Raw genomic sequence first — 20,659 nt, 5'->3', positions numbered from 1 at the left:
ATGACCCAGACGATCGTGCACGTCATGCGGCACGGCGAGGTGCACAACCCCGACGGCATCCTCTACGGCCGCCTCCCCGGGTTCTGCCTGTCCGAGAAGGGCCGGGCGCAGGCGCAGACGGTGGCCGACGCGCTCGCCGACCACGACATCACCGCCGTATTCGCCTCGCCGCTGCAGCGCGCCCAGGAGACCGCGACCCCCATCGCCGCGTCGCACGGGCTGCCGATCATCACCGACGACGAGCTCATCGAGGCGGGTAACCAGTTCGAGGGCCTCAAGGTGGCCGTCGGCGACGGTGCCCTGCGCCAGCCCAAGCACTGGGCCAAGCTGCGCGATCCCTTCACCCCGTCGTGGGGCGAGCCGTACCTGCAGATTGCGCACCGCATGGTCGGCGTCGTCGACATCGCGCGCGACCGGGCCCGCGGCCACGAGGCCGTCCTCGTGAGCCACCAGCTGCCCGTCGTGACCCTGCGCCGCCACCTCGAGGGCAAGCGCCTCTGGCACGACCCGCGCAACCGGCAGTGCTCCCTCGCCTCGCTCACCAGCCTCGTCTACGACGGCGACGAGCTCGTCGACATCGTGTACTCCGAGCCGGCGGGCGCCACCGACCCGCTGGTGCGCGGCGCGTGAGGCTCGCCCGCCGCGCCGCCGCCCTCGTGGTCGCCGGCGCGGTCGCCTTCGGCGCGTCCGGCTGCGTCCAGCTCTCCGACCAGGCCGCCAAGGGCGGCGTGATCGCCCCCGGCGGCAAGGTCCGGCAGTTCTACGAGCCCGGGCAGCGCAGCACCGTCGAGAACCTGTCCGGGCGCAGCGTGACCGACCCGAACACCACGATCAAGCTCTCCGACTACGCCGGCAAGGTCGTCGTCATCAACGTCTGGGGCAGCTGGTGCGCCCCGTGCCGCCTCGAATCGCCCGAGCTCGAGCGCACCTTCGTCGCCACCAAGGACAAGGGCGTGCAGTTCCTCGGCATCAACGTGCGCGAGACCGCTGGCGACGACGCCGCCCGCGACTTCATCGGCTCGCAGGGCCTGACCTACCCGTCGATCTACGACCCGCCCGGCAAGACGCTGCTGGCCATCGGCGAGCAGTACCCGACCACCGTCGTGCCGATGACCTTCGTCCTCGACCGGCAGCACCGCGTGGCGGCGTCCTACCTGACCACCGTCGGCGAGAAGGAACTCACGGACACCATCGAGAAGGTGCTGGGGGAGGGCTGATGGGAGAGGCCTTCGCCACCGCGGCCGTCTCGGGCCCGCTGCTGCTCGCGCTCGGCGCGTGCCTGCTCGCGGGGCTCGTCTCGTTCGCCTCGCCGTGCATCGTCCCGCTCGTGCCGGGCTACCTGTCGTACCTGGCCGGGCTCGTCGGGGCCGAGGCCCCGGCCGCCACCGTCGACGAGGCGAAGGCGGGCGTGCGGGCGGGCCGGTGGCGCGTCATGGGCGCCGCGATCCTGTTCGTCGCCGGCTTCACCGCCGTCTTCCTGCTGATGACGATGTCGGTCTTCGGGCTCGCCACGTCGATCCGGCTCAACGCCGACACCCTGATGCGGATCGGCGGCGTCGTCACCATCGTCATGGGCCTCGCCTTCATCGGCCTGGTCCCGATGCTCGAGCGCGACGTCCGGTTCGCGCCGCGGCAGTGGACCACCCTCGCGGGCGCGCCGCTGCTCGGCGGCGTCTTCGCGCTCGGCTGGACGCCGTGCATCGGCCCGACGCTGGCGGGGATCCTGTCCATCGTCGTCGGCACCGACGCCGAGCCCGCCCGCGGCGCGATCCTCATCGTGGCCTACTGCGCGGGGCTCGGCCTGCCCTTCATCGTCCTGGCCCTCGGGTCGACGGTGGCCGTCCGCGCCGTCGGGTGGCTGCGCCGCAACTCGCGCCGCATCCAGATCTTCGGCGGCGTGCTGATGATCGCCGTCGGCGTCGCGCTGGTCACCGGCTACTGGGCCGAGTTCATCGACCTCGTCCGCCGCCTCTTCGTCTCGAACACAGTGATGCCGATCTGATGAGTACCCCCGTCAAGCAGTCCCCGCCCCGCCGCGCCCTCGCCGCGGTCCGCAACACGTGGCGCTCGCTCACGTCGATGAAGACCGCGCTGGTCCTGCTGTTCCTGCTGGCCGTCGCCGCCATGCCCGGCGCGCTGCTGCCCCAGCGCGACGTCGACTCCGCCGCCACCGCGAAGTGGATCGACGACCACGGGACGCTCGGCGAGATCATGGACAAGCTGCAGTTCTTCGGCGTCTTCAAGTCGGTGTGGTTCACGTCGATCTACGCGCTGCTGTTCGTCTCGCTCGTCGGCTGCATCGTGCCGCGCTGCTTCGAGCACTTCCGCGCCCTGCGCACCCCGCCCGTCGCGACGCCGCGCAACCTGTCCCGGCTGCCGCGACACACCACCCGCGAGAGCGACCAGGACCCGGAGGCCGCCGCGCAGACGGTGCTCGCCGGCCTGCGCGGCTGGCGCAAGATCTCCCGCCCCGGCGGTGCGAACGAGGCCGAGGGCACCGTCACCGTCTCCGCCGAGAAGGGCTACCTCCGCGAGGCCGGCAACCTGGTCTTCCACATCTCGCTGGTGGGCATCCTCATCGCGATCGGCGTCGGCCAGCAGTTCTCCTACGAGGGCTCGCGCATCGTGATCGCGGGCGACGACGGCTTCTGCAACACCTCGTCGAACTACGACAACTTCCGCGCCGGCAACCTCGTCGACGGGACCGGGCTCGCGCCCTTCTGCCTCAAGGCCGACGAGGTGCAGGCCACCTTCCTGCCGAACGCGCAGCCCGACATGTTCCGCACGATCGCCTCCTACCAGGACGGCGAGGCGCTGCAGACCGAAACCTGGAAGAAGTACGACATCGAGGTGAACAAGCCGCTCCGGATGGACGGCGTGCGGGTCTACATGCTGGGCCACGGCTACGCCGGCACCTTCACCGTGACCTACCCGAACGGCGCCGTCCGCACGCAGACCATGCAGTTCGCGCCGCAGGACAAGATCAACTTCCTCTCCTCCGGCGCCCTGCGCTTCGACCCGCCGGCCGCGCTGTACCCCACCGAGGACGAGCGGCGCACCAAGCAGATCGGGATCGAGGGGCTGCTCGCCCCCACCAAGCAGCTCGACGGGACGCTGCTCACCTCGCGGTTCCCCGCGCCGAACGATCCGGCCGTCGCGATCGACATCTACCAGGGCGACACCGGCCTCGACACCGGCAAGCCGCAGAACATCTTCTCGCTCAGCCGCGATCAGATCGACTCCGGCCGGCTGTCGAAGAAGGCGCGCGTGAACCTGACCGTCGGGCAGTCGACCACGATCGAGGACGGCACCCAGGTGCGGTTCGACGGGGTCACGAACTTCGCGGCCCTGCAGGTCAGCCACAACCCGGCGCAGAACTGGACGCTGGTCTTCGCGATCGGGATGCTGGGCGGGCTCATCGTCTCGCTCACCGTGCGGCGCCGGCGGGTGTTCGTGCGGCTGACCCCGCGCGAGGGCGGCGGTACCGTGATGGAGATCGCCGGACTGGCCCGCACCGACGAGGCCGGATGGACCGAGGACTTCGAAGCACTGGCCGACCGCCTGGTCGGTCCCGACGGTGAGAAAGTGGCGTGACCATGGGAACCGAGACGAACGTCGACCTGGCGAACTTCGCCGACGTGCTGTTCACCAGCGCGACCGGGATCTACGCGCTCGCGCTGGTCCTGATGGTCATCGAGCTCGCCACGTCGCGCGTGGACGCGACGGCCGCGCGCGACCGCGAGCGCGAACTCGTCGCCGCGGGCGGCGGCCCGATCGCCACCGACTCCACCCCCGGGCGGGTCGTCGACGACGGTCCGCGTCGCACGAAGTCCGAGCGGATCGGCCGGATGGGCTACGCCCTGGTGGTCGCGGGCCTGCTCGTGCACGTCTCCTCGATCGTGCTGCGCGGCGTCGCCACGGGCCGCATGCCCTGGGGCAACATGTACGAGTTCATGTCCATCATGTGCGCGGGCGCGGTCCTGGCCTCGCTGGTGCTGCTGCGCAAGCCCGAGGCCCGTCCGATCCTCGGCTTCGTGCTGGTCCCGATCCTGATCTTCATGTTCGTCGCGGAGGGCGTGCTGTACACGACCGCCGGCCCCGTGGTGCCCTCGCTGAAGTCGTACTGGCTCGCGATCCACGTCTCGATCGTGTCGATCGGCGCCGGCATCTTCCTGGTCTCCGGCGTCGCCAGCCTGCTGTACCTGATCCGCCGCCGGTACGAGCTGCCCGACGGTTCCGTCTCCGTCACCTCCGGCGTCGGCGGCCGGCTGCTGCAGGCCATCCCGTCCACGCAGGTGCTCGACCGCGTGGCGTACGGCACCGTGATCGTCGCCTTCCCGCTGTTCAGCGCGGGCGTGATCTGCGGCGCTGTCTGGGCCGAGGCGGCGTGGGGCCGACCGTGGGGGTGGGACCCGAAGGAGACCACCTCGTTCATCGCGTGGGTCCTCTACGCGGCGTACCTGCACGCGCGGGCGACGTCGGTGTGGCGCAAGGCCGCGCCCTACCTGAACATCCTCGGCTTCGCCGTGATCGTCTTCAACCTGTTCATCATCAACTACTTCGCGACGGGCAGCCTGCACTCCTACGCCGGCTGAGTCCGCGCCGGGTACCCGCGTACGACAAGGGCGCCGCCCCGCCGAGGATCTCGGTGGAGCGGCGCCCTTCGTCGTGTGCGGGGGCTACGCCGTGGTGTTTTGGTTCAACAGAGCAAAGACTTCCGATGCGCGGAAGCGACGGTGCCCGCCGGGCGTGCGGACGGAGCCGAGAAGGCCCGCACCGGCCCATCGGGTGACCGTTTTGGGGTTCACGTTGAACAGCGCGGCCACCTGGCCTGGGGTCATGAGTCGCTCGGGCTGACGGGGAGCAGCGGCCCGGGGGTCCGCTGCGCGCTGGGCGAGGTTCGGGTGTGCCGTGGTCATGATGCCCAGTATGCAGCGATTTGCCCGAGTACTCGAACCTCTATCCGAGTGCCAAGAATTGGTAAAGTCGTATTTCGGACGGGGAGTAAGCTCTTGGTCATGACCGATACGGGTACGGCCAAGCGGGCGCTGGCACGCGACATCTTTTTCTATACGCTGTTCCGCCTGGGGCTCGTCGTCGTCGTCTTCGCGGTGCTCTACGGGCTCGGCATGCTGTTCCTCGACGAGGTGCCGCCCGTTCCCGTGTTCCTGTTCGCGCTCGTGGTGTCCCTGCCGCTGTCGATGGTGCTCGGCAAGAAGCTGCGTACCCGGGTGAACGAGAGCGCCGCCGTGATCGACGAGGCGCGCAAGGAGAATCGCGACGACTTCCGGCGGCGGCTGCAGGGCGTGGACGAGTGACGACCGTCGTTCACGACCGGTCCGCGGACCGGTCCTGGGTCGACAACGCCGTCCGGCTGATCGAGGCCGACGCGCGCCGCAGCGCCGACACCCACCTGCTGCGCTTCCCGCTGGAGGAGTGGGCGCGGGGCGCGGGGATCGACCTGTACCTCAAGGACGAGACCACGCACATCACGGGCAGCCTGAAGCACCGTCTGGCCCGATCCCTGTTCCTGTACTCCCTGTGCAACGGGTGGGTGCGCGAGGGCACGACGGTGATCGAGGCCTCGTCGGGCTCGACGGCGGTGTCCGAGGCGTACTTCGCGAAGCTGCTGGGCCTGCCGTTCATCGCCGTGATGACGAAGTCGACGTCGCCGGCGAAGGTGGCGCTGATCGAGCGCGAGGGCGGCACGTGCCACTTCGTGGACCGCGCCGACGAGGTGTACACCGAGGCCGCGCGGCTCGCGCACGAGCGCGGCGGGCACTACATGGACCAGTTCACCCACGCCGAGTGCGCGACGGACTGGCGGGGCAACAACAACATCGCCGAGTCGATCTTCTCGCAGCTCTCCCTCGAGGATCACCCGGAGCCGGCGTGGATCGTGGTCGGCGCGGGCACCGGCGGCACGTCGGCGACCATCGGCCGCTACATCCGCTACCGCCGGCACGCGACCCGCCTCTGCGTCGTGGACCCGGAGAACTCCAGCTTCCTGCCCGGCTACGTCGCCGGCGACTGCACGGTGCAGACGGGGCAGTCCTCCCGCATCGAGGGCATCGGCCGCCCGCGCGTGGAACCCTCGTTCATCCCGGAGATCGTCGATCGCATGGTGGGCGTGCCCGACGCCGGCTCGATCGCCGCGGCGCGGATCGCCTCGTCGATGCTCGGCCGCCGCGTGGGCGGTTCCACCGGCACGAACCTCTGGGGCGCCTTCGGGGTGATCGCCGAGATGCTGCAGGCCGGCCGGTCCGGCAGCGTCGTCACCCTCCTCGCCGACGACGGTGACCGCTACCTCGACACCTACTTCGACGACGCCTGGGTGCAGTCGCGGGGCTTCGATCTCATCCCGCCCACGCTCACCGTCGAGCGCTTCCTCACCGACGGGTCCTGGCGGGAGTAGGCCCGGGATGGCGGGTCCCGGGCGGCGCGGACGGGCCGTGTAGTCGGTCCGGGAAGCCATGCGTGCCACGCATGGCTACGATCTTCGCAGTTCAGAGGCTGTTTTTCTGAGGCGGGGCATGCGTCGGACGCATGGCCGGGGCGCGGGCCGCGCGGGTCGCGCCGCGCGGTCAGACGCGCAGGAGGAAGGGCTCCGCCTCGGCGGGCGGGTCCGGCAGGTGCAGCAGCTCGATCCGCTCGAGGCGGGTGACCCGCACCATCACCGTCTCGAGGTCCGGTAGCAGAGAGCCGCTGTTGCGGACCACGGCGAACGCGGCCTCGCCTGCGTGGACCGCCGCCACCGGATCGTCCAGGATCACCGGGTCGACGGTGGGAGTGTTCTCGCGGTTCCACAGGATGATCGTGTCCTCGAGGCGGGTGGGGATCGGGAGGTCCGCGCGGTGGGCCAGGCGGAGCGACGCGGGGCGGTCGTCGCCGAGCGCGCGGAGCTCGTCGAAGCCGCTCACGATGCGCTCGATCAGGGTGATGGCCGACCGCGCGCCAGTGGTCGTTTGCGCGCCCTCCGCGGTGCGCCGGAACAGCGGGAAGCCCACGAGCTCCTCCGCGACCGCGACCGACCGCGTGACCGTGGACTGTGCGACGCCGTGCACCCGGGCCGCCTCGCTGATGCTGTGCGTGCGGGCCACTGTCGCCACCACCCGCAACCGTTCGATGTCCGACATGCCGGGACGGTACCGCCGGTCACTGACGAGTTTCTCTCGCCCGAGCCCGGTCGACGGAACGGCGCGGGCGGGCGCGACGGTCGCGAGGCGGGACGTCAGGGACGTCAGGTCATGCGTGCCACGCATGACCCGGGACTGAAAAACATGCCTCTGAACTGCACGTATCCAACCCATGCGTGGCGCGCATGGCGCTCCGGATCGACTACCGGCCCGCCTCGGGGAGGTGCCGGCGGTCGGACGAGGGTGAGCCGGGCGCGCAGTCGGGCGTGCGGCTCACGCGCCCAGGAACAGCCCGACCGCGGCGCCGATGGACCAGACGAGCATCGCCAGGCCGGTCTGGGCGAGCGCGGGAATGAGCGCGGGGCCCTGGCCGCCGCGGGTCACGGGCAGCGCGGCGCGGACGGCGAGCGGAGCGGAGGCGAGGGAGAGGAGTGCCCACGGGGTGGCGACGGCGGCGAGGGCGAGGCCCAGCACCGTCGGGACGGCGACGAGGACCGAGAACAGGACGCGGGTGCGGGAGTCGCCGAGGCGGACGGCGAGGGTGATCTTGCCGGACTCGCGGTCGGTGGGGATGTCGCGCAGGTTGTTGGCGACGAGCACCGCCGAGCTGTACGAGCCCACCGCGCACGCGGCGAGCACACCGGACGCATCCACCCGCCCGGCCTGCACGAACTCCGTGCCCAGTACCGCGACCAGGCCGAAGAACACGAACACCGCGATCTCGCCGAAGCCGAGGTAGCCGTAGGGCTTCTTCCCGCCGGTGTAGAACCACGCCCCGGCCACGCAGGCCAGGCCCACGAGGATCAGCCAGGGCGCCGAGGTCAGCGACAGCACCACGCCGGCGACCCCGCCGACGCCGAAGCACGCGAACGCCGCGCGCTTCACCGCGGCGGGGGAGGCCAGCCCGGACCCGACGAGCCGCAGCGGGCCGACGCGCTCGTCGTCGGTGCCGCGGATGCCGTCGGAGTAGTCGTTGGCGAAGTTCACGCCCAGGATCAGCGACAGCGACACCACCAGCGCGAGGAGCGCCTTCCACCAGACCGCCTCGCCGAGGAAGCCCGCCGCCCCCGTACCCGCGATCACCGGGGCGATCGCGTTCGGGAGCGTGCGGGGGCGGGCCCCTTCGAGCCACTGCGCTGCGGTTGCCATGCGCCCAGCCTATGCAGTCGCTACAGGACCGAGGTGTCCAGGTCGAGCGTCGTGCGGTCGAGCTTCGCCAGCAGGTCGAACTCGGTGTACGCCTTGGGCAGCTCGTACACGAAGAAGTACTGCGTGGCCGCCCGCTTGCCGCGGTAGAAGGCCTCGTCCTTGGCCGTGCCGTCCTCGGCGTACGTCGCGAGCGCCTGGTCCAGCCACAGCCACGCCACCACGACGTGCCCGAGGCCGTCGAGGTAGGAGGTCGCGTTCGCCAGCGACAGCGCGGGGTCGCCCGTGCCGCCGAGCGCCATGGTGACCTCGACCGCGCGCTGCGCGGCGGCCCGCAGCGCGGCCGCGTGCGGCGCCAGCTCCTCGACCTTGTCGGCGCGGGCGGCCGTCGCCTCGAACCGGCCCAGCAGCGCGCCGAAGGCGGCGCCGCCGTGCTGCGGCACCTTGCGGCCGAGCAGGTCGAGGCCGTGGATGGCCTTGGCGCCCTCGTGGATCGCGTTGAGCCGGTTGTCCCGGTACAGCTGCTCGACGTTGAACTCGCGCGTGTAGCCGTAGCCGCCGTGGATCTGGATGGCGTAGTCGTTGGCCTTCGTGGCCCACTCGCTGGGCCAGCTCTTGATGATCGGGGTGAGGAAGTCGAGCAGCTGCCCGGCGGCCTTCCGCTCCTCCTCCGTCTGCCCGGTGTTCTCGTCGTCGACGAGGCGCGCCCCGAACAGCGCGAGCGCCAGCCCGCCCTCGACGTAGCTCTTCTGCGCGAGCAGCATGCGGCGCACGTCGGGGTGCTCGATGATCGGGACCTGCGGCCCCGTCGGGGCGGTCACGGGCCGGCCCTGGACGCGGGTCTTGGCGTACTCGAGCGACTGCAGGTAACCGGTGTAACCGATCGACGAGGACGCCAGCCCGACGGCGACGCGCGCCTCGTTCATCATCTGGAACATCTGCACCAGGCCGCGGTTCTCCGTGCCCACCAGGTAGCCGGTGGCCCCGTCGAGCGAGAGCAGGCAGTTGGTGGTGCCCTTGTTGCCCATCTTGTGGTTCAGGCTCACCAGGTTCACGGCGTTGCGGTCGCCGACGGACGCGTCGTCGTTGACAAGGTACTTCGGCACGATGAACAGCGAGATGCCCTTGACGCCGTCCGGCGCGCCGGGGACCTTCGCGAGCACGAGGTGCACGATGTTCTCGGTCATCTCGTGGTCGCCGCCGGTGATCCACATCTTGGTGCCGGTGATGGCGTAGCTGCCGTCCTCGCGGGGCTCGGCCTTGGCGCTGATGTCGGCGAGCGCGGAACCGGCGTCGGGCTCCGAGAGGCACATGGTGCCGGTGAACCGGCCCTCGATCATGGGCTCGAGGTAGAGCCGCTTCTGCTCGTCGGTGCCGAAGGAGCGGATCACGTTGCCGTTGCCCAGGGTCAGGCCCGAGTAGACGGTGGTGGAGACGTTCGCGGCCTGCATCCACGCGAACGCGGCCTTGCTGATCAGCGAGGGGAGGCCGATGCCACCCTCCTCGGCGGGCAGCTCGGCGAACGTGAAGCCGGCCTCGTTGATCGCATCGATCCCGGCCTTGGTCGCGGGCAGCGTCTTCGCGGTGCCGTCGGGCTGGATCGTCGGCTCGTTGGCGTCCGCGTCCTTGTAGTGGTTGGACAGCTTCTGCACGGCGATGTCGGCGGCTAGGTCGAGCGCGGCGTCGAAGGTCTCCTTCGAGTGCTCCGCGAAGGCGTCGCGCTTGGTCAGCTCCTCCGCGTTCAACCACTCGTAGAGCAGGAAGTCGACGTCGCGGGGGTTGAGCAGCGGGGTCTGCGCTGCGATGTTCTGCTTCACGGTTCTCCGATCCGGGCTGTTACTGCGGAGCTATCTTACTCGGCGGTAACCTTACCCGAGATTCCTTCAACCATGAATATTTGTGACGTCCGTCAACCCGCGCTCACCGGGCGCGCCACGCGGCCGACTGCTGCGCCGCGATCGAGACCAGCCGGTCGAGGCCGAAGTTCACGTCCAACAGGTGCGTGCCCATCAGCAGCAGCTCGTTGAGCGGCTGCGGCACCGTCAGCCGGATCCGGTACATGCTGTGCCGGTTGACCTCCGAGCAGCTCCCCACGCCGCGGCTCCTGCTCACCGTCCAGGTGCTGGCCGACGTGGGCAGCGCCTCGGGGAAGGTCGTGTAGTCCATGAGCACGGAGATGATCCCGAAGGCGTAGCGCTCGCTCGGCACCGTCACGCCGACGGGGCTCCAGTCGCCGGAGAGTGGGCCGGGGTCGGTGCAGGCGATGTGCTTGCCCGCGCCGACCGGGAGTTCCATCGTCTGGGAGAGGAGGTCGAGGTCGGTGTTGCCGAACATCGAGATCACGGGCGCGGCGGTGTCCGTGGAGTAGGCGACCGCGCAACCGAACTCGCCGCGGCGGGTGCACAACGGGATGTTCTGGAAGTCGCCGCCGGTGGTGCGGCCCTCGGCGGTGGTCACGTTGCCGCCCATGAGGAAGGCGCCGACGAGGCGGTTCCGGACGGCGGCGTTGCCGTCGATCTCCTCGCGGATCAGCTTGCGCAGCATCATCGTTCCCTGCGAATGCCCGATGAGGACCACGCCGCGGCCGCCGTTGTCGCGCGCCAGGTACTCGCGCCAGGCCGTCCGCACGGACTCGTACGCGGTGTCGACGACCGGCTTCAGGTGCATCAACATCGTGGGTGCGAGGCCCGTGAGGGTGATCTGCGGGTAGACCGGCGCGAAGACGCGGCACATCGACCCGAACCGCGCCGCCTGGAACCGGGCGATCGAGTCGACCTCGGGCATGCGCACCGGGTTCGCGGTGAGCGCGACCTGGTTCGTCACCGTCGGATAGACGTAGAAGCAGTCGACCGCCTTCTCGGCGTCGGTCACCTTCCGGGCCGGGGTGGTCTTTCCCGTGCCGAGGTCGGTGGTGTCGGTGGGGAGGGTGCACGGGTTCGCGGTGCCGGGCCGGCACATCCACGTCGTCGACGGTGCGCCCTGGGCCGCGCCAGCCGCCAGGCCCGCGCCGAGCGCGAGGGTCGCCGATATCGCTGCCAGTCGCCGGAGGGCGCGCCGAAGGATCATGCGCAGACCATATACCGAGAGTTTTGAAATTCTCTCAGTATTTCGAGAATCGGTCGACGAGCGCGCGCCGGTCGACCTTGCCCGGCCCGCGACGGGGCAGCTCGTCGACGAGGTACAGCGCCCGCGGCGCCGCGGTCCGGTCCAGCTCGGCCTCGACGGCCGCGCGCAGCAGCTCGACGGTGACCTCCGCGCCCGGTCCCGGCACGACCGCCGCGGCCACCCGCTGGCCGAGCCGCGGATCGGGCTGCGCGAAGACGGCGACCTCGGCGACGCCGGGCACCCGCGCCAGGACGGCCTCGACGACCTGGGGGAGGACCGTCAGGCCGCCGGTGGAGATGGCCTCGTCGAGCCGGCCCGTGACGGCGAGGACGCCGTCCGTGAGCGTCCCGGCGTCGTCCGTGCGGAACCAGCCGGGATCGGCGAAGGCGGGGTGCTCGGGCAGGTTCCGGTAGCCGAGGGCCACCGTCGGGCCGCCGAGCACGACGCGCGATTCCGGGCCGTCCAGGCGGATCTCGACGCCCGGCAGGGGCGCACCGTCGTACACGCAGCCCCCGGCCGTCTCGCTCATCCCGTACGTGCGGACCATCCGGATGCCGGCGGCGAGCGCCGCCTCGCGGACCGGGACGGGGCAGGCGGCGCCGCCGATGAGCACCCCGTCGAACCGGGTCAGGGCCTCCGTCGCGGCGGGGTCGGCGAGGACCTTGACCAGCTGGGTCGGGACCAGGGAGACGTACCGACGGTCCGCCGTCATCGTGGCGTGGGCGCCGGCGAGGGCGGCGGGGTCGAAGCCCGCGCGCACGTCGAGCTGGGCGGGCGCGTGGCCCGCGGCGAGGGAGCGCAGCATCACCTGCACGCCCGCGACGTGGTGCGGCGGCATCGCGAGCAGCCACTGCCCGGGCCCGCCGAGCCGCGCGTGCGTGCCCGCGGCGCTCGCGGCGAGGGCCTCGCGGGTGAGCATGGCGCCCTTGGGCGTGCCCGTCGTGCCGGACGTCGCGACCACGAGGGCCGCGCGCTCGTCGATCGGGGCGCCGGCGGCGAGCGCCCCGGTGAGCCGCTCGGCCTCGCGGGGATCGTGCGCGGGCACGGGCAGCCAGGCGGGCGCCGTGCCCTCCAGCAGGGCGGTCAGCTGCGGCAGGGCGGATTCGACGGTGTCGATCCGCAGCGGCTCGAGGTTCACTCGCCGTGCGATTTGGGGCAGCCGTCGGGGTTGAGCGGGGCGTCGTCGAAGGGCCAGCCCTTGCGCTCGAGGCGCTCGCGGACGCGGGTGATGTCCTTCTCGAGCGGCATCTCGTGCGTGTGCCCGCTGATGGCGACGCCGGCGTCGACGCGCGTGATGGGTTCGACGCCGTCGGGGGTGAGGTGCGCGTCGTCGATCAGCTCGCGCGTGACCTCGCGCAGCTCCTCCTTGGTGAGCTGCCGGTCGAGCAGCGCGAGGAGCGGCTGGTAGTCGGTGTTGGGCACGCCGTCGGGATAGCCGGCGCGCAGCCAGTCGACGATCCTGGCCAGGAAGCCCGGACTCTGACTCGAACTCATGAAGACCCCACCTCCGGTGCGAGGGTGCGCCCTGGGGCGCGGTTGTGCTGCCGATACGGATACCGATACGGGAACGGCCCCCTATCTGAACTCCAGAATAGGGGGCCGCTCGCGGCTCGGGTGAGCGACAGCGAAGAGAACGTGTTTCAGCTGGCGAAACCGGTGAGCGGCCAGCCGCCGGCGGCCAGCTTGCTCGCGACGTGGCGCAGGTCCTCGTCGCTGGGCTCGGCCTGCGTCACCTTGGTGATCGCGGCCTCGATCTCGTCCTTGTGGACCTCGTCGGGGCGCTGGGCCAGGATGCGGCCGATCACCGCGTCGACCTCGGTCTCCGACAGCTGCTTGGTGAGCAGCGCGAGCAGCGGGAAGTAGTCCTTCGGCGGCACGCCCTCAGGGTAACCGGCGCGGAGCCAGTCGAGGACCTGCTGGAGGACGCTGTCCTGGGAGTTCTCGGTGGTCATGCGGTCGCCCCTACTTCTTCTTCTCGAACCACGGGTAGATGTTGTCGAACGTGAGCTCGTACTTGAAGCCCGAGGCCACGATCATCGAGACGCCGAGCACGACCGCGACGATGACGATGAGGAAGGCGATCGCGGCGAGCGCGTTGCCCATCGGATTGGGCTTGTGGACGCTGCCGTCCTCCCGCTCGTGGCCGTTGCCGATCGCGAGACCGCGGACACCCACAGCGAAGAGGGCGGGCAGACCGGCGCCGAGGATGAGGCCCACGAGGAGGACCTTCCACACCGCGTCGAGGGCGAGGGAAATCGTATGCATGCTCTGGTCCCCTTAGACCTTGGCCTCGGTGGGCGCGACCGCGTTGGTCTCGTCGTCCCACTCGGCGTTGACGTTGTTGGAGTCGACCTTCTGCTGCTGGGCGCGCCAGTACATGTAGCCCGACAGCACGCAGAGGATGGCGAAGGCGACGATCGGACCGGCCAGGGTCGGGATCTTCGCGGCCACGAAGTACATCACCGCGCCGACGAGGGCGGCGGCGGGCAGCGTGATCACCCAGGCGGCGACCATGCGGAGCGCGACGTTCCAGCGGACCGTCGCGCCCGGCTTGCCGACACCCGAGCCGAGGATCGAGCCCGTGGCGACGTGCGTGGTCGAGAGGGCGAAGCCGAGGTGGCTCGACACGAGGATGATCGTGGCCGACGAGGCCTCGGCCGCCATGCCCTGCGGGGAGCTGATCTCGATCAGGCCCTTGCCGAGGGTGCGGATGATGCGCCAGCCGCCGAGGAAGGTGCCCAGGGCGATCGCGGCGGCGGCGGAGAACTTCACCCACAGCGGGACGCCGTGCGTGTCGTCCCAGAACAGGAGGCTGTCGCTGCTGCCGGGGTTGCCCTGGCTGTAGCCGATGAGCGCGAGGGTGATGACGCCCATGGTCTTCTGCGCGTCGTTGGTGCCGTGCGCCAGCGAGACGAGCGAGGCGGTACCGATCTGGCCCCAGCGGAAGCCCTCCTCGGTGAACCGCTCCGCGACGCCGGCGACGATCTTGAACACCAGGTACGTGCCGACCGCGGCGACGACGCCCGCGACGACGGGGGCGAACAGAGCCGGCAGGACGACCTTGCCGATGACACCGTCGAGCTTGGCGGTGCCGTTCCAGACCACGCCACTGACGCCGAGGGCGGCGATCGCGGCGCCGATCATGCCGCCGAACAGCGCGTGCGAGCTGGAGCTGGGCAGGCCGAGCAGCCAGGTCAGCAGGTTCCAGATGATGCCGCCGATGAGGCCGGCGAGCACGATGATCAGCAGCGCGCGGCCGCCGTTCTCGATGAGCTCGGGCTTCGGCGAGCCGTCCTTGTTCTGGATCTTGATCACCGCGTTGGTCACGGTGAGAGCGACCTCGACGGACAGGAAGGCGCCCACCAGGTTGAGGATCGCCGAGAGGCTGACGGCCGTCTTTGGCTTCAGGGCGCCGGTCGCGATGGATGTGGCCATCGCATTTCCCGTGTCATGGAAGCCGTTGGTGAAGTCGAAGGCGAGGGCCGTCACGATCACCAACAGCAGGATGATGAGTTCGCTGTTCATGGTGAAAATAGTGAGGCCGAGAGGCCCGTTCCACCAAACGGGTGAGACGGGCCCGACATCCTTCTGACCTGCAGGTTCGTGTTCGTCCGGCGAGCGTTCACCAGATGTTCATTCAGCACGCTCTCAGAATCCTCCGGGCATGTCCGTTTTGCGCGGATCTTGCGGTCTACCGCGGGGCGATTGACGGGCCGTGACTACTATTTGCGCATGGCGTCTTTGGATATCCGCGTGTTGGGCCAGGTTTCGCTCTCCGTGGACGGCGCGCCGAACGAGGTGTCGGGCGTGAAGCCGCGTTCGGTGCTCGCGCTGCTCGTGATGAATCGCGGCCGCGCCGTCACCGTCGACTCCCTGAGCGAGCAGGTGTGGGATGGCAACCCGCCGGCCTCCGCCCGCGCCAGCCTCCAGGTCTTCGTCAGCGGGCTGCGCAAGGCGCTCCGCGGTCCGGGGGCCGGTTCGGGCCTCGACGGCCTGCTGGTCACCTCCGGCTCGACGTACCGCCTCGACCTCGAGCCGGAGCAGTCCGACATCGGCCGTTTCGACTCGGCGCGGCGCCGCGGCGCCGAGCTCGCCGCCGCCGGCCGCTACGACCGGGCGTCGCTGGCCTTCGCCTCCGCGCTCTCGGAGTTCCGCGGCGATGCGGTCGCCGACCTGCGGGGCCTGCAGTTCGCCGACAACTTCGCGATCGGCATGGCCGAGGAGCGCGCCGCCGTGCAGTCCGCGATGTACGACGCGGAGATCGCCGCCGGCCGGGCCGCGTCGGTCATCGGCGAGCTGCGCCGCCTCGTCTCCGAGCACCCGCTGCAGGAGCCGCTGTGGGGCCAGCTCATCACCGCGCTGTACGTCACGGGTCGCCAGGCCGACGCCCTGGAGGCCGCCCGCGACCTGCGCCGCACCCTCGCCGACGAGCTGGGCGCGGATCCGACGCCGGCGCTCGTCGAGCTGGAGGGCAAGGTGCTGCGCCAGGAGCAGCTGGCCTTCACTGTCGCGCGGCCCGCCGCGCAGCCGGGGGACGGGCGCGCCTTCGAGAAGACCGAGACCGACGTGACCATCGACGGCGCCGGCCCGCGCGGCACGCTCACCGCCGAGGACGGGACCGAGTACCCGGTGCGCGGCGAGGTCCGCCTCGGCCGCCTCCCCGACAACGACATCAGCATCGACGACACCAAGGTCTCCCGCGAGCACGCCGTCATCACCGGCTCCGTCAGCGGCTTCGCCGTCCGCGACCTGCAGTCCTCCAACGGCACCTACGTCGGGGAACGTCGCGTCGCCGGCCAGCTCCCCCTGTCCGACGGTGACGAGCTCACCCTGGGCAGGACGACCTACGTCTTCCGCGTGATCGAGGAGTAGCTCGCCGCGCGCTGACGTCGATGCCAGGTAGTCGCCCGCTTCCTCGGTGCGATTCTGCGATCGGACATCGGCGTGTCGTCGCCGACACGCACCGAAGATTCGGCGCTACCGTGGGCGGATGATCAACGGGGCGCACATCATCCACTACTCCGCCGACGCGGACGCCGACCGCGCCTTCCTGCGCGACGTCCTCGGTGTCGAGGGAGTCGACGCCGGCCAGGGCTGGCTGATCCTGCCGCTGCCCGCGTCGGAGATCGCCGTCCATCCCACCGACGGCCCGCCGAAGCTGGAGCTGTACCTGATGTGCGACGACGTCGAGGCGGAGGTCGCGGCGCTGCGGGCGAAGGGCGTCGAGGCGGCGCCGGTCACCGATCAGGGCTGGGGGCTGCTGACGTCGCTGACGCTGCCGGGTGGCGGCGCGATCGGGCTGTACCAGCAGGGGCGCCAGCGCGCGCACGGCTGACTCCCTTCCGCTAGGAGGCGTCGATCGCCGCGACGGTGGCGGCCAGGACGCGCCATCGTCGATGCCGGTGGCGGAACATCGCGCGCACGAACAGACCCGTGAACAGACCCTGGAGGCCGTCCTCGGTCTCGATCTCGTCGGTGTAGCGGCACCGGTCCGGCCCGAGCGGCTCGAAGGTCAGGCGGTGGTTCCACACGCGAATCGGGCCGCCGTGCTCGTTGGTGTAGATCTCGAGCTCGTCGAGCCGCCGCACGGTGATCTCGTGGGTCCAGGTGGGAATCACGCCGAGCCAGCGCACTCGGCCGCGCGCCGAGAAGCCCACCTCGACGGGAACGCCCGCGGGCGGGGCCCCGGCCATATCGAAGGACAGCACGGGCGCGAGGACGAAGAGCATCACCTCGGGCGTCGAGGCCATCGTCCGGGCGCGGGCGGCGGGCAGTGGCAGCTCGGTGCTAATGGAAATGATTCCCATGATTCCGACGCTACCCGGTGCGCGCGCGTGCGGGAAGGAGTCAGGCGGAGTAGCGCCCGACCGCCTTGCCGACGGTGCCCTCCCCGCCGACGGTGAAGGTGACCTTCTTCTCGCCGATCAGCGTGGTGAAGGAGCCGTCGGGCCGCGCCGTGACCTCGCCGCCGTACCGCTTGCCGTCGTTCCACCAGCTCAGTGTGCGCGTCGCGATCTGCGCGCGGGTGCCGGGATTGTCGACGCACGGCGTGGCCTGGCCGCCGAGCGCGCCCCCGTCCGGACTGAGGTGTGTGCGATTGTGCCCGCTCAGCGGTCACAATCGCACACGTCAGGTGCGCGGACCGTCGTCGACGAGGAGCCGGCTCAGGAGGTCGAGGTCCTTCGTCATCGCGGACCGCATCGCCCGCGCCATGACCGGCGCGGCGACCCGCGCGAAACCGCTGGGAGTTCCGCGGTTCCGCAGCCGCATGAGGGTGCCGCCGGGCACCGTCTCCCACGTGTACGTGGTCTCCATCGGGAAGGGGCCGTCGGCGGTGCACATCACCATCCGCTCGCCCGCGACGAGTTCCGTCACTTCGTACGTGTACGCCAGCGGGCGCCCCAGGAACCGCGCCTCGAAGTCCATCCGCGAACCGAGCCGAACCGGCGGCTCCGTCCGCCACGCGACGGAGCGGATGTTCGCGTACCAGAGCGGGGCGTTCGACGGATCGCCCGCGAACTCCGCGACCCGCTCGCGCGCAACGGGAATCACGCGCTCGACCACCACGTCGACGTCCATGCGAGCACGATACGTGCGGCGGCGCCCGGTGTCAGTCCGGCAGGGCGTCGCGGAGGATGGCGGCGGCGCCGTCGGACGTGCGCGGCTTGCGGCGGAGGACCCGGCCGAGCATGGCGCGCTTGTCGCCCGCGAATCGCGGGATCACGTGCAGGTGTACGTGATCGACGGTCTGGAAGGCGGCGCGGCCGTCGTTGACGACGAGGTTCACGCCGTCGGCCCGGAGCCCGCCGTCGCGCGCGGCCCGGGCCAGACGGTGCCCGAGCGCGAACATCCGCGCGCCGTCGTCGGCGGGGAGGTCGGCGAGGCGGGCCGCGTGCCGCTTGGGGACGACCAGGGTGTGGCCCTCGCTCATGGGCCGGACGTCGAGGAAGGCGATCACCTCGTCCGACTCGGTGACGACCGCCGCGGGCGCCTCACCCGCGACGATCGCGCAGAACACGCACTGTGCCATCGGTGCTCAGTGGCGGTACGGGGACTGGGGATCGGACGTGTGCAGGAGCCGGTGAAGGTCGTGTCGACGCATGGGGCCAGGTTAGAACGTCGTGGGCGTGGATGCCGAACGGCGGCCCCTGTCGGCTACCGCTGGCGCGTGCGCCGGCGCAACCACGCGTACCCGACGACGATGAGGAGGAGAACGGCGAACTGGAACACGATGTCGTCGATCCGTCCGCCGTTCGCGACGAGGAACAGCCCGAACAGCCACAGCGCCAGCACCGCGCCGAGACTGCCGTTGAGCTGATGCCGCCGGCTCCAGTTCGGCCGTCCGACCCAGTGGCGCACGACCCCTGCGACGGTGGCCGCGAAGGCGAGCGCGGCGACCGTCCACGCCACGAACGACACAGGGGTGCCGATGAAGGCGACCAGGTAGAGCGTCAACCACGCCAGGCCGGCGCCGAATCCCGCGGCTCCGACGATGGCAGGCCGGGGGCACGGTTTCGTCGACGTGGTGTGCCACGGGCCGCGACATCTGTCGGCCGACCAGGTCAGGACGGCGACCGTGGCGATCCCGCCGATGATCTGAGTTGCCGACAGACGGAAATCGGATCGCACCAGCGAGATGACGACGAAGACGGCGAAGCCGAGGGTGAAGATCCCCGCGAAGACGCCCACCATGCTGCGCGAGAGCCATGGGCGGTGTCGCCGCTCCGGAAAGATCAGGTGTGTCAGCACGATCGGGAGGACGATGCTCCAGACGGCGTGGTAGCCGGTGACCACGACCGCCCAGAGCCAATTGACTCCGAACGCTCGTCCGTAGACCGTCTCTCCGTCCATTCCTTGCGGATTGAAGACGGTCTGGAGTCCGAGACCCTCCTCGAGCAGGCCGAAGGCGAGCGCGAGCGCCAACAGTCCCCAGCCGCCGAGGCCACGGCGCTGCACCACTTCCCGGACCAGCACCGCTCCCGCGCCGTAGAAGCAGACGATGGCGATCACTCGCAGCGGCTGGGTGAAGTAGCTGAAACGAAATGCCGCCCCCACGATTTCGCCGATCAGTGGTGAGAGCACGAACAGGGTCAGGACGGGGCCGGCTGTCGTCTGTGCGCCCACGGCCGGCCGAACCGGTCCGGGTGGATCGCCGCCCCGCTCGACGGGGCCGCCCTCACTCGTCGCCATGATCGCCTTCGGGCGCCGCGGCGACCGCGATGGTGTTGACGAGGAGGAGCGGCCAGTCCTGCTCGAACACCGTGCGATCGGCGTCCGCGCGATCACGGATCTCCCGCGGCAGGTCGGTCATCGCGTTCATCAGGACTGAGGCGACGAGCCCGGCGTCGACGAGGCGGAATTGACCGGCCGTCTGCCCCTCCGTGACGAACGAGCGCAGTTCCTCCAGGCCCTTGTCCCGCTCGGCGTCCGCAGCTGTCCGGTCGGACCTGTCGCGGCGCTCGACCTGAGTCAGCACGAGCATGGCCGGCAGGTTGTCCAGGCAGTACGCAGCGAATCGTTGCAGCATCCCGTTCAGTGCGGAGACGTAGCACTCGTCCACCCCGACGGGCTCCATCGCCTCGTCGACGCGCTGCTGGATCGTCGCCAGCGTCTGACTGATCAGCCCCTGCCGGGATCCGAAGTGGTAGTTGATCAGCGCCGGGCTCACCTGTGCGCGGGCGGCGATCGCGGCGTTCGACGCCTTGGCGAGGCCCACCTCCGCGATCGTCTCGATGGCGGCTTCCACGAGCTGACGTCGCCGCGCCAGCTCGATGAAGCTCGGCGCCACCTTTCCTGATTTCATGATCAGAATTCTAATCGGCCGATCAAGGTGCCGAGTGAACCGGTAGGTTGAGGCCACGGGCGAGACGCCCCGCAGGCGTCGTGGGACGGAGAGCGAGACATGAAATTCCTGCTCCTGGGGTACACCCCGGCGGAGGCGTGGGACGGTGCGACGGCGGACGTGCCGTCGGAGGACGCCCTGGCGGCGTTCGCGGAGTACCAGAAGTTCGAGGCCGAGCTTCGCGCGACGGGGGAGTTCGTCAGCGCCGAGGGACTCGGTCACCCGGTGATGTCGACGACGGTCCAGAAGGCGGACGGGAAGGTCGTCGTCACCGACGGCCCGTACGCGGAGCTCAAGGAGGTGCTCGCGTCCTTCGCGATCATCGACGTCTCGAGCCTCGACCGGGCGAAGGACATCGTCGCGCGGATGGTCGACGTGCTCGGCGAGCCGATGGAGATCCGCCCGATCATGGGCGACGACTTCGCCTGAC

At 70.6% G+C, this 20,659-nt stretch carries 25 protein-coding genes; 10 read left to right on the top strand and 15 right to left on the bottom strand.

Annotation, left to right across the window (positions count from 1 at the left end):
* From ACLQ3K_RS12220 to ccsB, 5 genes are read left to right on the top strand one after another with little or no spacing between them, the layout of a single operon-like run.
* Positions 1–630, top strand: a complete 630-nt coding sequence (locus ACLQ3K_RS12220) for a histidine phosphatase family protein (protein WP_425999595.1) — start codon at positions 1–3, stop codon at positions 628–630.
* A complete protein-coding gene (locus tag ACLQ3K_RS12215; protein ID WP_224647566.1) occupies positions 627–1,217 on the top strand; it encodes a TlpA disulfide reductase family protein in 591 nt (196 codons plus the stop codon). The genes ACLQ3K_RS12220 and ACLQ3K_RS12215 overlap by 4 nt, the downstream gene beginning before the upstream one ends.
* On the top strand, positions 1,217–2,002 hold the full coding sequence (locus ACLQ3K_RS12210) for a cytochrome c biogenesis CcdA family protein (RefSeq protein ID WP_336669863.1): 786 nt from the start codon (positions 1,217–1,219) through the stop codon (positions 2,000–2,002). The genes ACLQ3K_RS12215 and ACLQ3K_RS12210 overlap by 1 nt, the downstream gene beginning before the upstream one ends.
* Positions 2,002–3,594 (top strand): cytochrome c biogenesis protein ResB, encoded by a 1,593-nt coding sequence (gene resB / locus ACLQ3K_RS12205; RefSeq protein ID WP_224647568.1) that lies wholly within the window; start codon positions 2,002–2,004, stop codon positions 3,592–3,594. The genes ACLQ3K_RS12210 and resB overlap by 1 nt, the downstream gene beginning before the upstream one ends.
* Before the next feature lie 2 nt (positions 3,595–3,596).
* A complete protein-coding gene (ccsB, locus tag ACLQ3K_RS12200; RefSeq protein ID WP_224647610.1) occupies positions 3,597–4,595 on the top strand; it encodes a c-type cytochrome biogenesis protein CcsB in 999 nt (332 codons plus the stop codon).
* Between the two features lie 84 nt (positions 4,596–4,679).
* Here ccsB and ACLQ3K_RS12195 read toward each other — a convergent pair whose 3' ends face one another.
* Complete coding sequence (locus ACLQ3K_RS12195; RefSeq protein ID WP_074850913.1) at positions 4,680–4,841, bottom strand: BldC family transcriptional regulator; 162 nt, start codon at positions 4,839–4,841, stop codon at positions 4,680–4,682.
* A gap of 177 nt (positions 4,842–5,018) precedes the next feature.
* Here ACLQ3K_RS12195 and ACLQ3K_RS12190 point away from each other — a divergent pair, with 177 nt between their 5' ends.
* The gene (locus tag ACLQ3K_RS12190) at positions 5,019–5,318 is read left to right on the top strand and encodes a DUF4229 domain-containing protein (RefSeq protein ID WP_336669864.1); all 300 of its coding nucleotides are present in this window, start codon (positions 5,019–5,021) and stop codon (positions 5,316–5,318) included.
* Positions 5,315–6,415 carry a PLP-dependent cysteine synthase family protein gene (locus ACLQ3K_RS12185; RefSeq protein ID WP_425999592.1) on the top strand — a complete coding sequence of 367 codons (1,101 nt, stop codon included), beginning with the start codon at positions 5,315–5,317 and terminating at the stop codon, positions 6,413–6,415. The genes ACLQ3K_RS12190 and ACLQ3K_RS12185 overlap by 4 nt, the downstream gene beginning before the upstream one ends.
* Positions 6,416–6,584: 169 nt before the next feature.
* Here the strand turns inward: ACLQ3K_RS12185 and ACLQ3K_RS12180 are convergent, their stop codons facing one another.
* From ACLQ3K_RS12180 to ACLQ3K_RS12140, 9 genes are all read right to left on the bottom strand, one after another.
* Complete coding sequence (locus tag ACLQ3K_RS12180; RefSeq protein WP_425999590.1) at positions 6,585–7,136, bottom strand: LysR family transcriptional regulator; 552 nt, start codon at positions 7,134–7,136, stop codon at positions 6,585–6,587.
* A gap of 273 nt (positions 7,137–7,409) precedes the next feature.
* Entirely contained in the window at positions 7,410–8,285 is an 876-nt protein-coding gene (locus ACLQ3K_RS12175) for a 1,4-dihydroxy-2-naphthoate polyprenyltransferase (protein WP_425999588.1), read from the bottom strand.
* A gap of 20 nt (positions 8,286–8,305) precedes the next feature.
* Positions 8,306–10,099 (bottom strand): acyl-CoA dehydrogenase, encoded by a 1,794-nt coding sequence (locus ACLQ3K_RS12170; protein ID WP_425999586.1) that lies wholly within the window; start codon positions 10,097–10,099, stop codon positions 8,306–8,308.
* Between the two features lie 103 nt (positions 10,100–10,202).
* A complete protein-coding gene (locus ACLQ3K_RS12165) occupies positions 10,203–11,348 on the bottom strand; it encodes a DUF3089 domain-containing protein (RefSeq protein ID WP_425999584.1) in 1,146 nt (381 codons plus the stop codon).
* Positions 11,349–11,382: 34 nt separating this feature from the next.
* Positions 11,383–12,525 carry an o-succinylbenzoate--CoA ligase gene (menE, locus tag ACLQ3K_RS12160; protein WP_425999582.1) on the bottom strand — a complete coding sequence of 381 codons (1,143 nt, stop codon included), beginning with the start codon at positions 12,523–12,525 and terminating at the stop codon, positions 11,383–11,385.
* Positions 12,522–12,881: a DUF3349 domain-containing protein gene (locus ACLQ3K_RS12155; RefSeq protein ID WP_425999580.1), complete on the bottom strand. Its 360-nt coding sequence runs from the start codon at positions 12,879–12,881 to the stop codon at positions 12,522–12,524. Before ACLQ3K_RS12155 ends, menE begins: the two co-directional genes overlap by 4 nt.
* 146 nt (positions 12,882–13,027) lie before the next feature.
* Positions 13,028–13,339 (bottom strand): DUF3349 domain-containing protein, encoded by a 312-nt coding sequence (locus ACLQ3K_RS12150; RefSeq protein ID WP_224647577.1) that lies wholly within the window; start codon positions 13,337–13,339, stop codon positions 13,028–13,030.
* Positions 13,340–13,349: 10 nt separating this feature from the next.
* The gene (locus tag ACLQ3K_RS12145) at positions 13,350–13,652 is read right to left on the bottom strand and encodes a hypothetical protein (RefSeq protein WP_224647578.1); all 303 of its coding nucleotides are present in this window, start codon (positions 13,650–13,652) and stop codon (positions 13,350–13,352) included.
* Between the two features lie 12 nt (positions 13,653–13,664).
* A complete protein-coding gene (locus ACLQ3K_RS12140; protein WP_425999578.1) occupies positions 13,665–14,912 on the bottom strand; it encodes an anion permease in 1,248 nt (415 codons plus the stop codon).
* 207 nt (positions 14,913–15,119) lie between these two features.
* Between ACLQ3K_RS12140 and ACLQ3K_RS12135 the strand changes: the two genes are divergently transcribed.
* Positions 15,120–16,259 (top strand): BTAD domain-containing putative transcriptional regulator, encoded by a 1,140-nt coding sequence (locus tag ACLQ3K_RS12135; protein ID WP_425999576.1) that lies wholly within the window; start codon positions 15,120–15,122, stop codon positions 16,257–16,259.
* Between the two features lie 118 nt (positions 16,260–16,377).
* The gene (locus ACLQ3K_RS12130) at positions 16,378–16,722 is read left to right on the top strand and encodes a VOC family protein (protein ID WP_425999574.1); all 345 of its coding nucleotides are present in this window, start codon (positions 16,378–16,380) and stop codon (positions 16,720–16,722) included.
* A gap of 10 nt (positions 16,723–16,732) precedes the next feature.
* Here the strand turns inward: ACLQ3K_RS12130 and ACLQ3K_RS12125 are convergent, their stop codons facing one another.
* From ACLQ3K_RS12125 to ACLQ3K_RS12105, 5 genes are all read right to left on the bottom strand, one after another.
* Positions 16,733–17,194 carry a hypothetical protein gene (locus ACLQ3K_RS12125; RefSeq protein WP_425999572.1) on the bottom strand — a complete coding sequence of 154 codons (462 nt, stop codon included), beginning with the start codon at positions 17,192–17,194 and terminating at the stop codon, positions 16,733–16,735.
* A gap of 322 nt (positions 17,195–17,516) precedes the next feature.
* A complete protein-coding gene (locus ACLQ3K_RS12120) occupies positions 17,517–17,966 on the bottom strand; it encodes an SRPBCC family protein (protein WP_425999570.1) in 450 nt (149 codons plus the stop codon).
* Positions 17,967–17,997: 31 nt separating this feature from the next.
* The gene (locus ACLQ3K_RS12115; RefSeq protein WP_425999568.1) at positions 17,998–18,417 is read right to left on the bottom strand and encodes an HIT family protein; all 420 of its coding nucleotides are present in this window, start codon (positions 18,415–18,417) and stop codon (positions 17,998–18,000) included.
* 125 nt (positions 18,418–18,542) lie between these two features.
* On the bottom strand, positions 18,543–19,511 hold the full coding sequence (locus tag ACLQ3K_RS12110; protein ID WP_425999566.1) for a hypothetical protein: 969 nt from the start codon (positions 19,509–19,511) through the stop codon (positions 18,543–18,545).
* Positions 19,512–19,563: 52 nt separating this feature from the next.
* Positions 19,564–20,190 carry a TetR/AcrR family transcriptional regulator gene (locus ACLQ3K_RS12105; RefSeq protein WP_425999564.1) on the bottom strand — a complete coding sequence of 209 codons (627 nt, stop codon included), beginning with the start codon at positions 20,188–20,190 and terminating at the stop codon, positions 19,564–19,566.
* A 99-nt stretch (positions 20,191–20,289) separates the two neighbouring features.
* Between ACLQ3K_RS12105 and ACLQ3K_RS12100 the strand changes: the two genes are divergently transcribed.
* On the top strand, positions 20,290–20,658 hold the full coding sequence (locus tag ACLQ3K_RS12100) for a YciI family protein (RefSeq protein ID WP_425999562.1): 369 nt from the start codon (positions 20,290–20,292) through the stop codon (positions 20,656–20,658).
* Position 20,659 lies beyond the last annotated feature (1 nt).

It is taken from the genome of Tsukamurella sp. DT100, assembly GCF_049844855.1.
Lineage (GTDB): Bacteria > Actinomycetota > Actinomycetes > Mycobacteriales > Mycobacteriaceae > Tsukamurella.
The sequence above is the reverse complement of the archived record's forward strand: the minus strand, read 5'-3'. Positions and strand labels throughout refer to the sequence as shown.

Excerpts from the sequence above, each read along its gene's own strand:
- ACLQ3K_RS12220 (WP_425999595.1), top strand. The coding sequence starts at position 1 with ATGACCCAGACGATCGTGCACGTCATGCGGCACGGCGAGGTGCACAAC.
- ACLQ3K_RS12210 (WP_336669863.1), top strand. The coding sequence starts at position 1,217 with ATGGGAGAGGCCTTCGCCACCGCGGCCGTCTCGGGCCCGCTGCTGCTC.
- resB (WP_224647568.1), top strand. The coding sequence starts at position 2,002 with ATGAGTACCCCCGTCAAGCAGTCCCCGCCCCGCCGCGCCCTCGCCGCG.
- ccsB (WP_224647610.1), top strand. The coding sequence starts at position 3,597 with ATGGGAACCGAGACGAACGTCGACCTGGCGAACTTCGCCGACGTGCTG.
- ACLQ3K_RS12195 (WP_074850913.1), bottom strand. The coding sequence starts at position 4,841 with ATGACCCCAGGCCAGGTGGCCGCGCTGTTCAACGTGAACCCCAAAACG.
- ACLQ3K_RS12190 (WP_336669864.1), top strand. The coding sequence starts at position 5,019 with ATGACCGATACGGGTACGGCCAAGCGGGCGCTGGCACGCGACATCTTT.
- ACLQ3K_RS12180 (WP_425999590.1), bottom strand. The coding sequence starts at position 7,136 with ATGTCGGACATCGAACGGTTGCGGGTGGTGGCGACAGTGGCCCGCACG.
- ACLQ3K_RS12175 (WP_425999588.1), bottom strand. The coding sequence starts at position 8,285 with ATGGCAACCGCAGCGCAGTGGCTCGAAGGGGCCCGCCCCCGCACGCTC.
- ACLQ3K_RS12165 (WP_425999584.1), bottom strand. The coding sequence starts at position 11,348 with ATGATCCTTCGGCGCGCCCTCCGGCGACTGGCAGCGATATCGGCGACC.
- ACLQ3K_RS12155 (WP_425999580.1), bottom strand. The coding sequence starts at position 12,881 with ATGAGTTCGAGTCAGAGTCCGGGCTTCCTGGCCAGGATCGTCGACTGG.
- ACLQ3K_RS12150 (WP_224647577.1), bottom strand. The coding sequence starts at position 13,339 with ATGACCACCGAGAACTCCCAGGACAGCGTCCTCCAGCAGGTCCTCGAC.
- ACLQ3K_RS12145 (WP_224647578.1), bottom strand. The coding sequence starts at position 13,652 with ATGCATACGATTTCCCTCGCCCTCGACGCGGTGTGGAAGGTCCTCCTC.
- ACLQ3K_RS12140 (WP_425999578.1), bottom strand. The coding sequence starts at position 14,912 with ATGAACAGCGAACTCATCATCCTGCTGTTGGTGATCGTGACGGCCCTC.
- ACLQ3K_RS12135 (WP_425999576.1), top strand. The coding sequence starts at position 15,120 with ATGGCGTCTTTGGATATCCGCGTGTTGGGCCAGGTTTCGCTCTCCGTG.
- ACLQ3K_RS12130 (WP_425999574.1), top strand. The coding sequence starts at position 16,378 with ATGATCAACGGGGCGCACATCATCCACTACTCCGCCGACGCGGACGCC.
- ACLQ3K_RS12125 (WP_425999572.1), bottom strand. The coding sequence starts at position 17,194 with ATGGGAATCATTTCCATTAGCACCGAGCTGCCACTGCCCGCCGCCCGC.
- ACLQ3K_RS12120 (WP_425999570.1), bottom strand. The coding sequence starts at position 17,966 with ATGGACGTCGACGTGGTGGTCGAGCGCGTGATTCCCGTTGCGCGCGAG.
- ACLQ3K_RS12115 (WP_425999568.1), bottom strand. The coding sequence starts at position 18,417 with ATGGCACAGTGCGTGTTCTGCGCGATCGTCGCGGGTGAGGCGCCCGCG.
- ACLQ3K_RS12105 (WP_425999564.1), bottom strand. The coding sequence starts at position 20,190 with ATGAAATCAGGAAAGGTGGCGCCGAGCTTCATCGAGCTGGCGCGGCGA.
- ACLQ3K_RS12100 (WP_425999562.1), top strand. The coding sequence starts at position 20,290 with ATGAAATTCCTGCTCCTGGGGTACACCCCGGCGGAGGCGTGGGACGGT.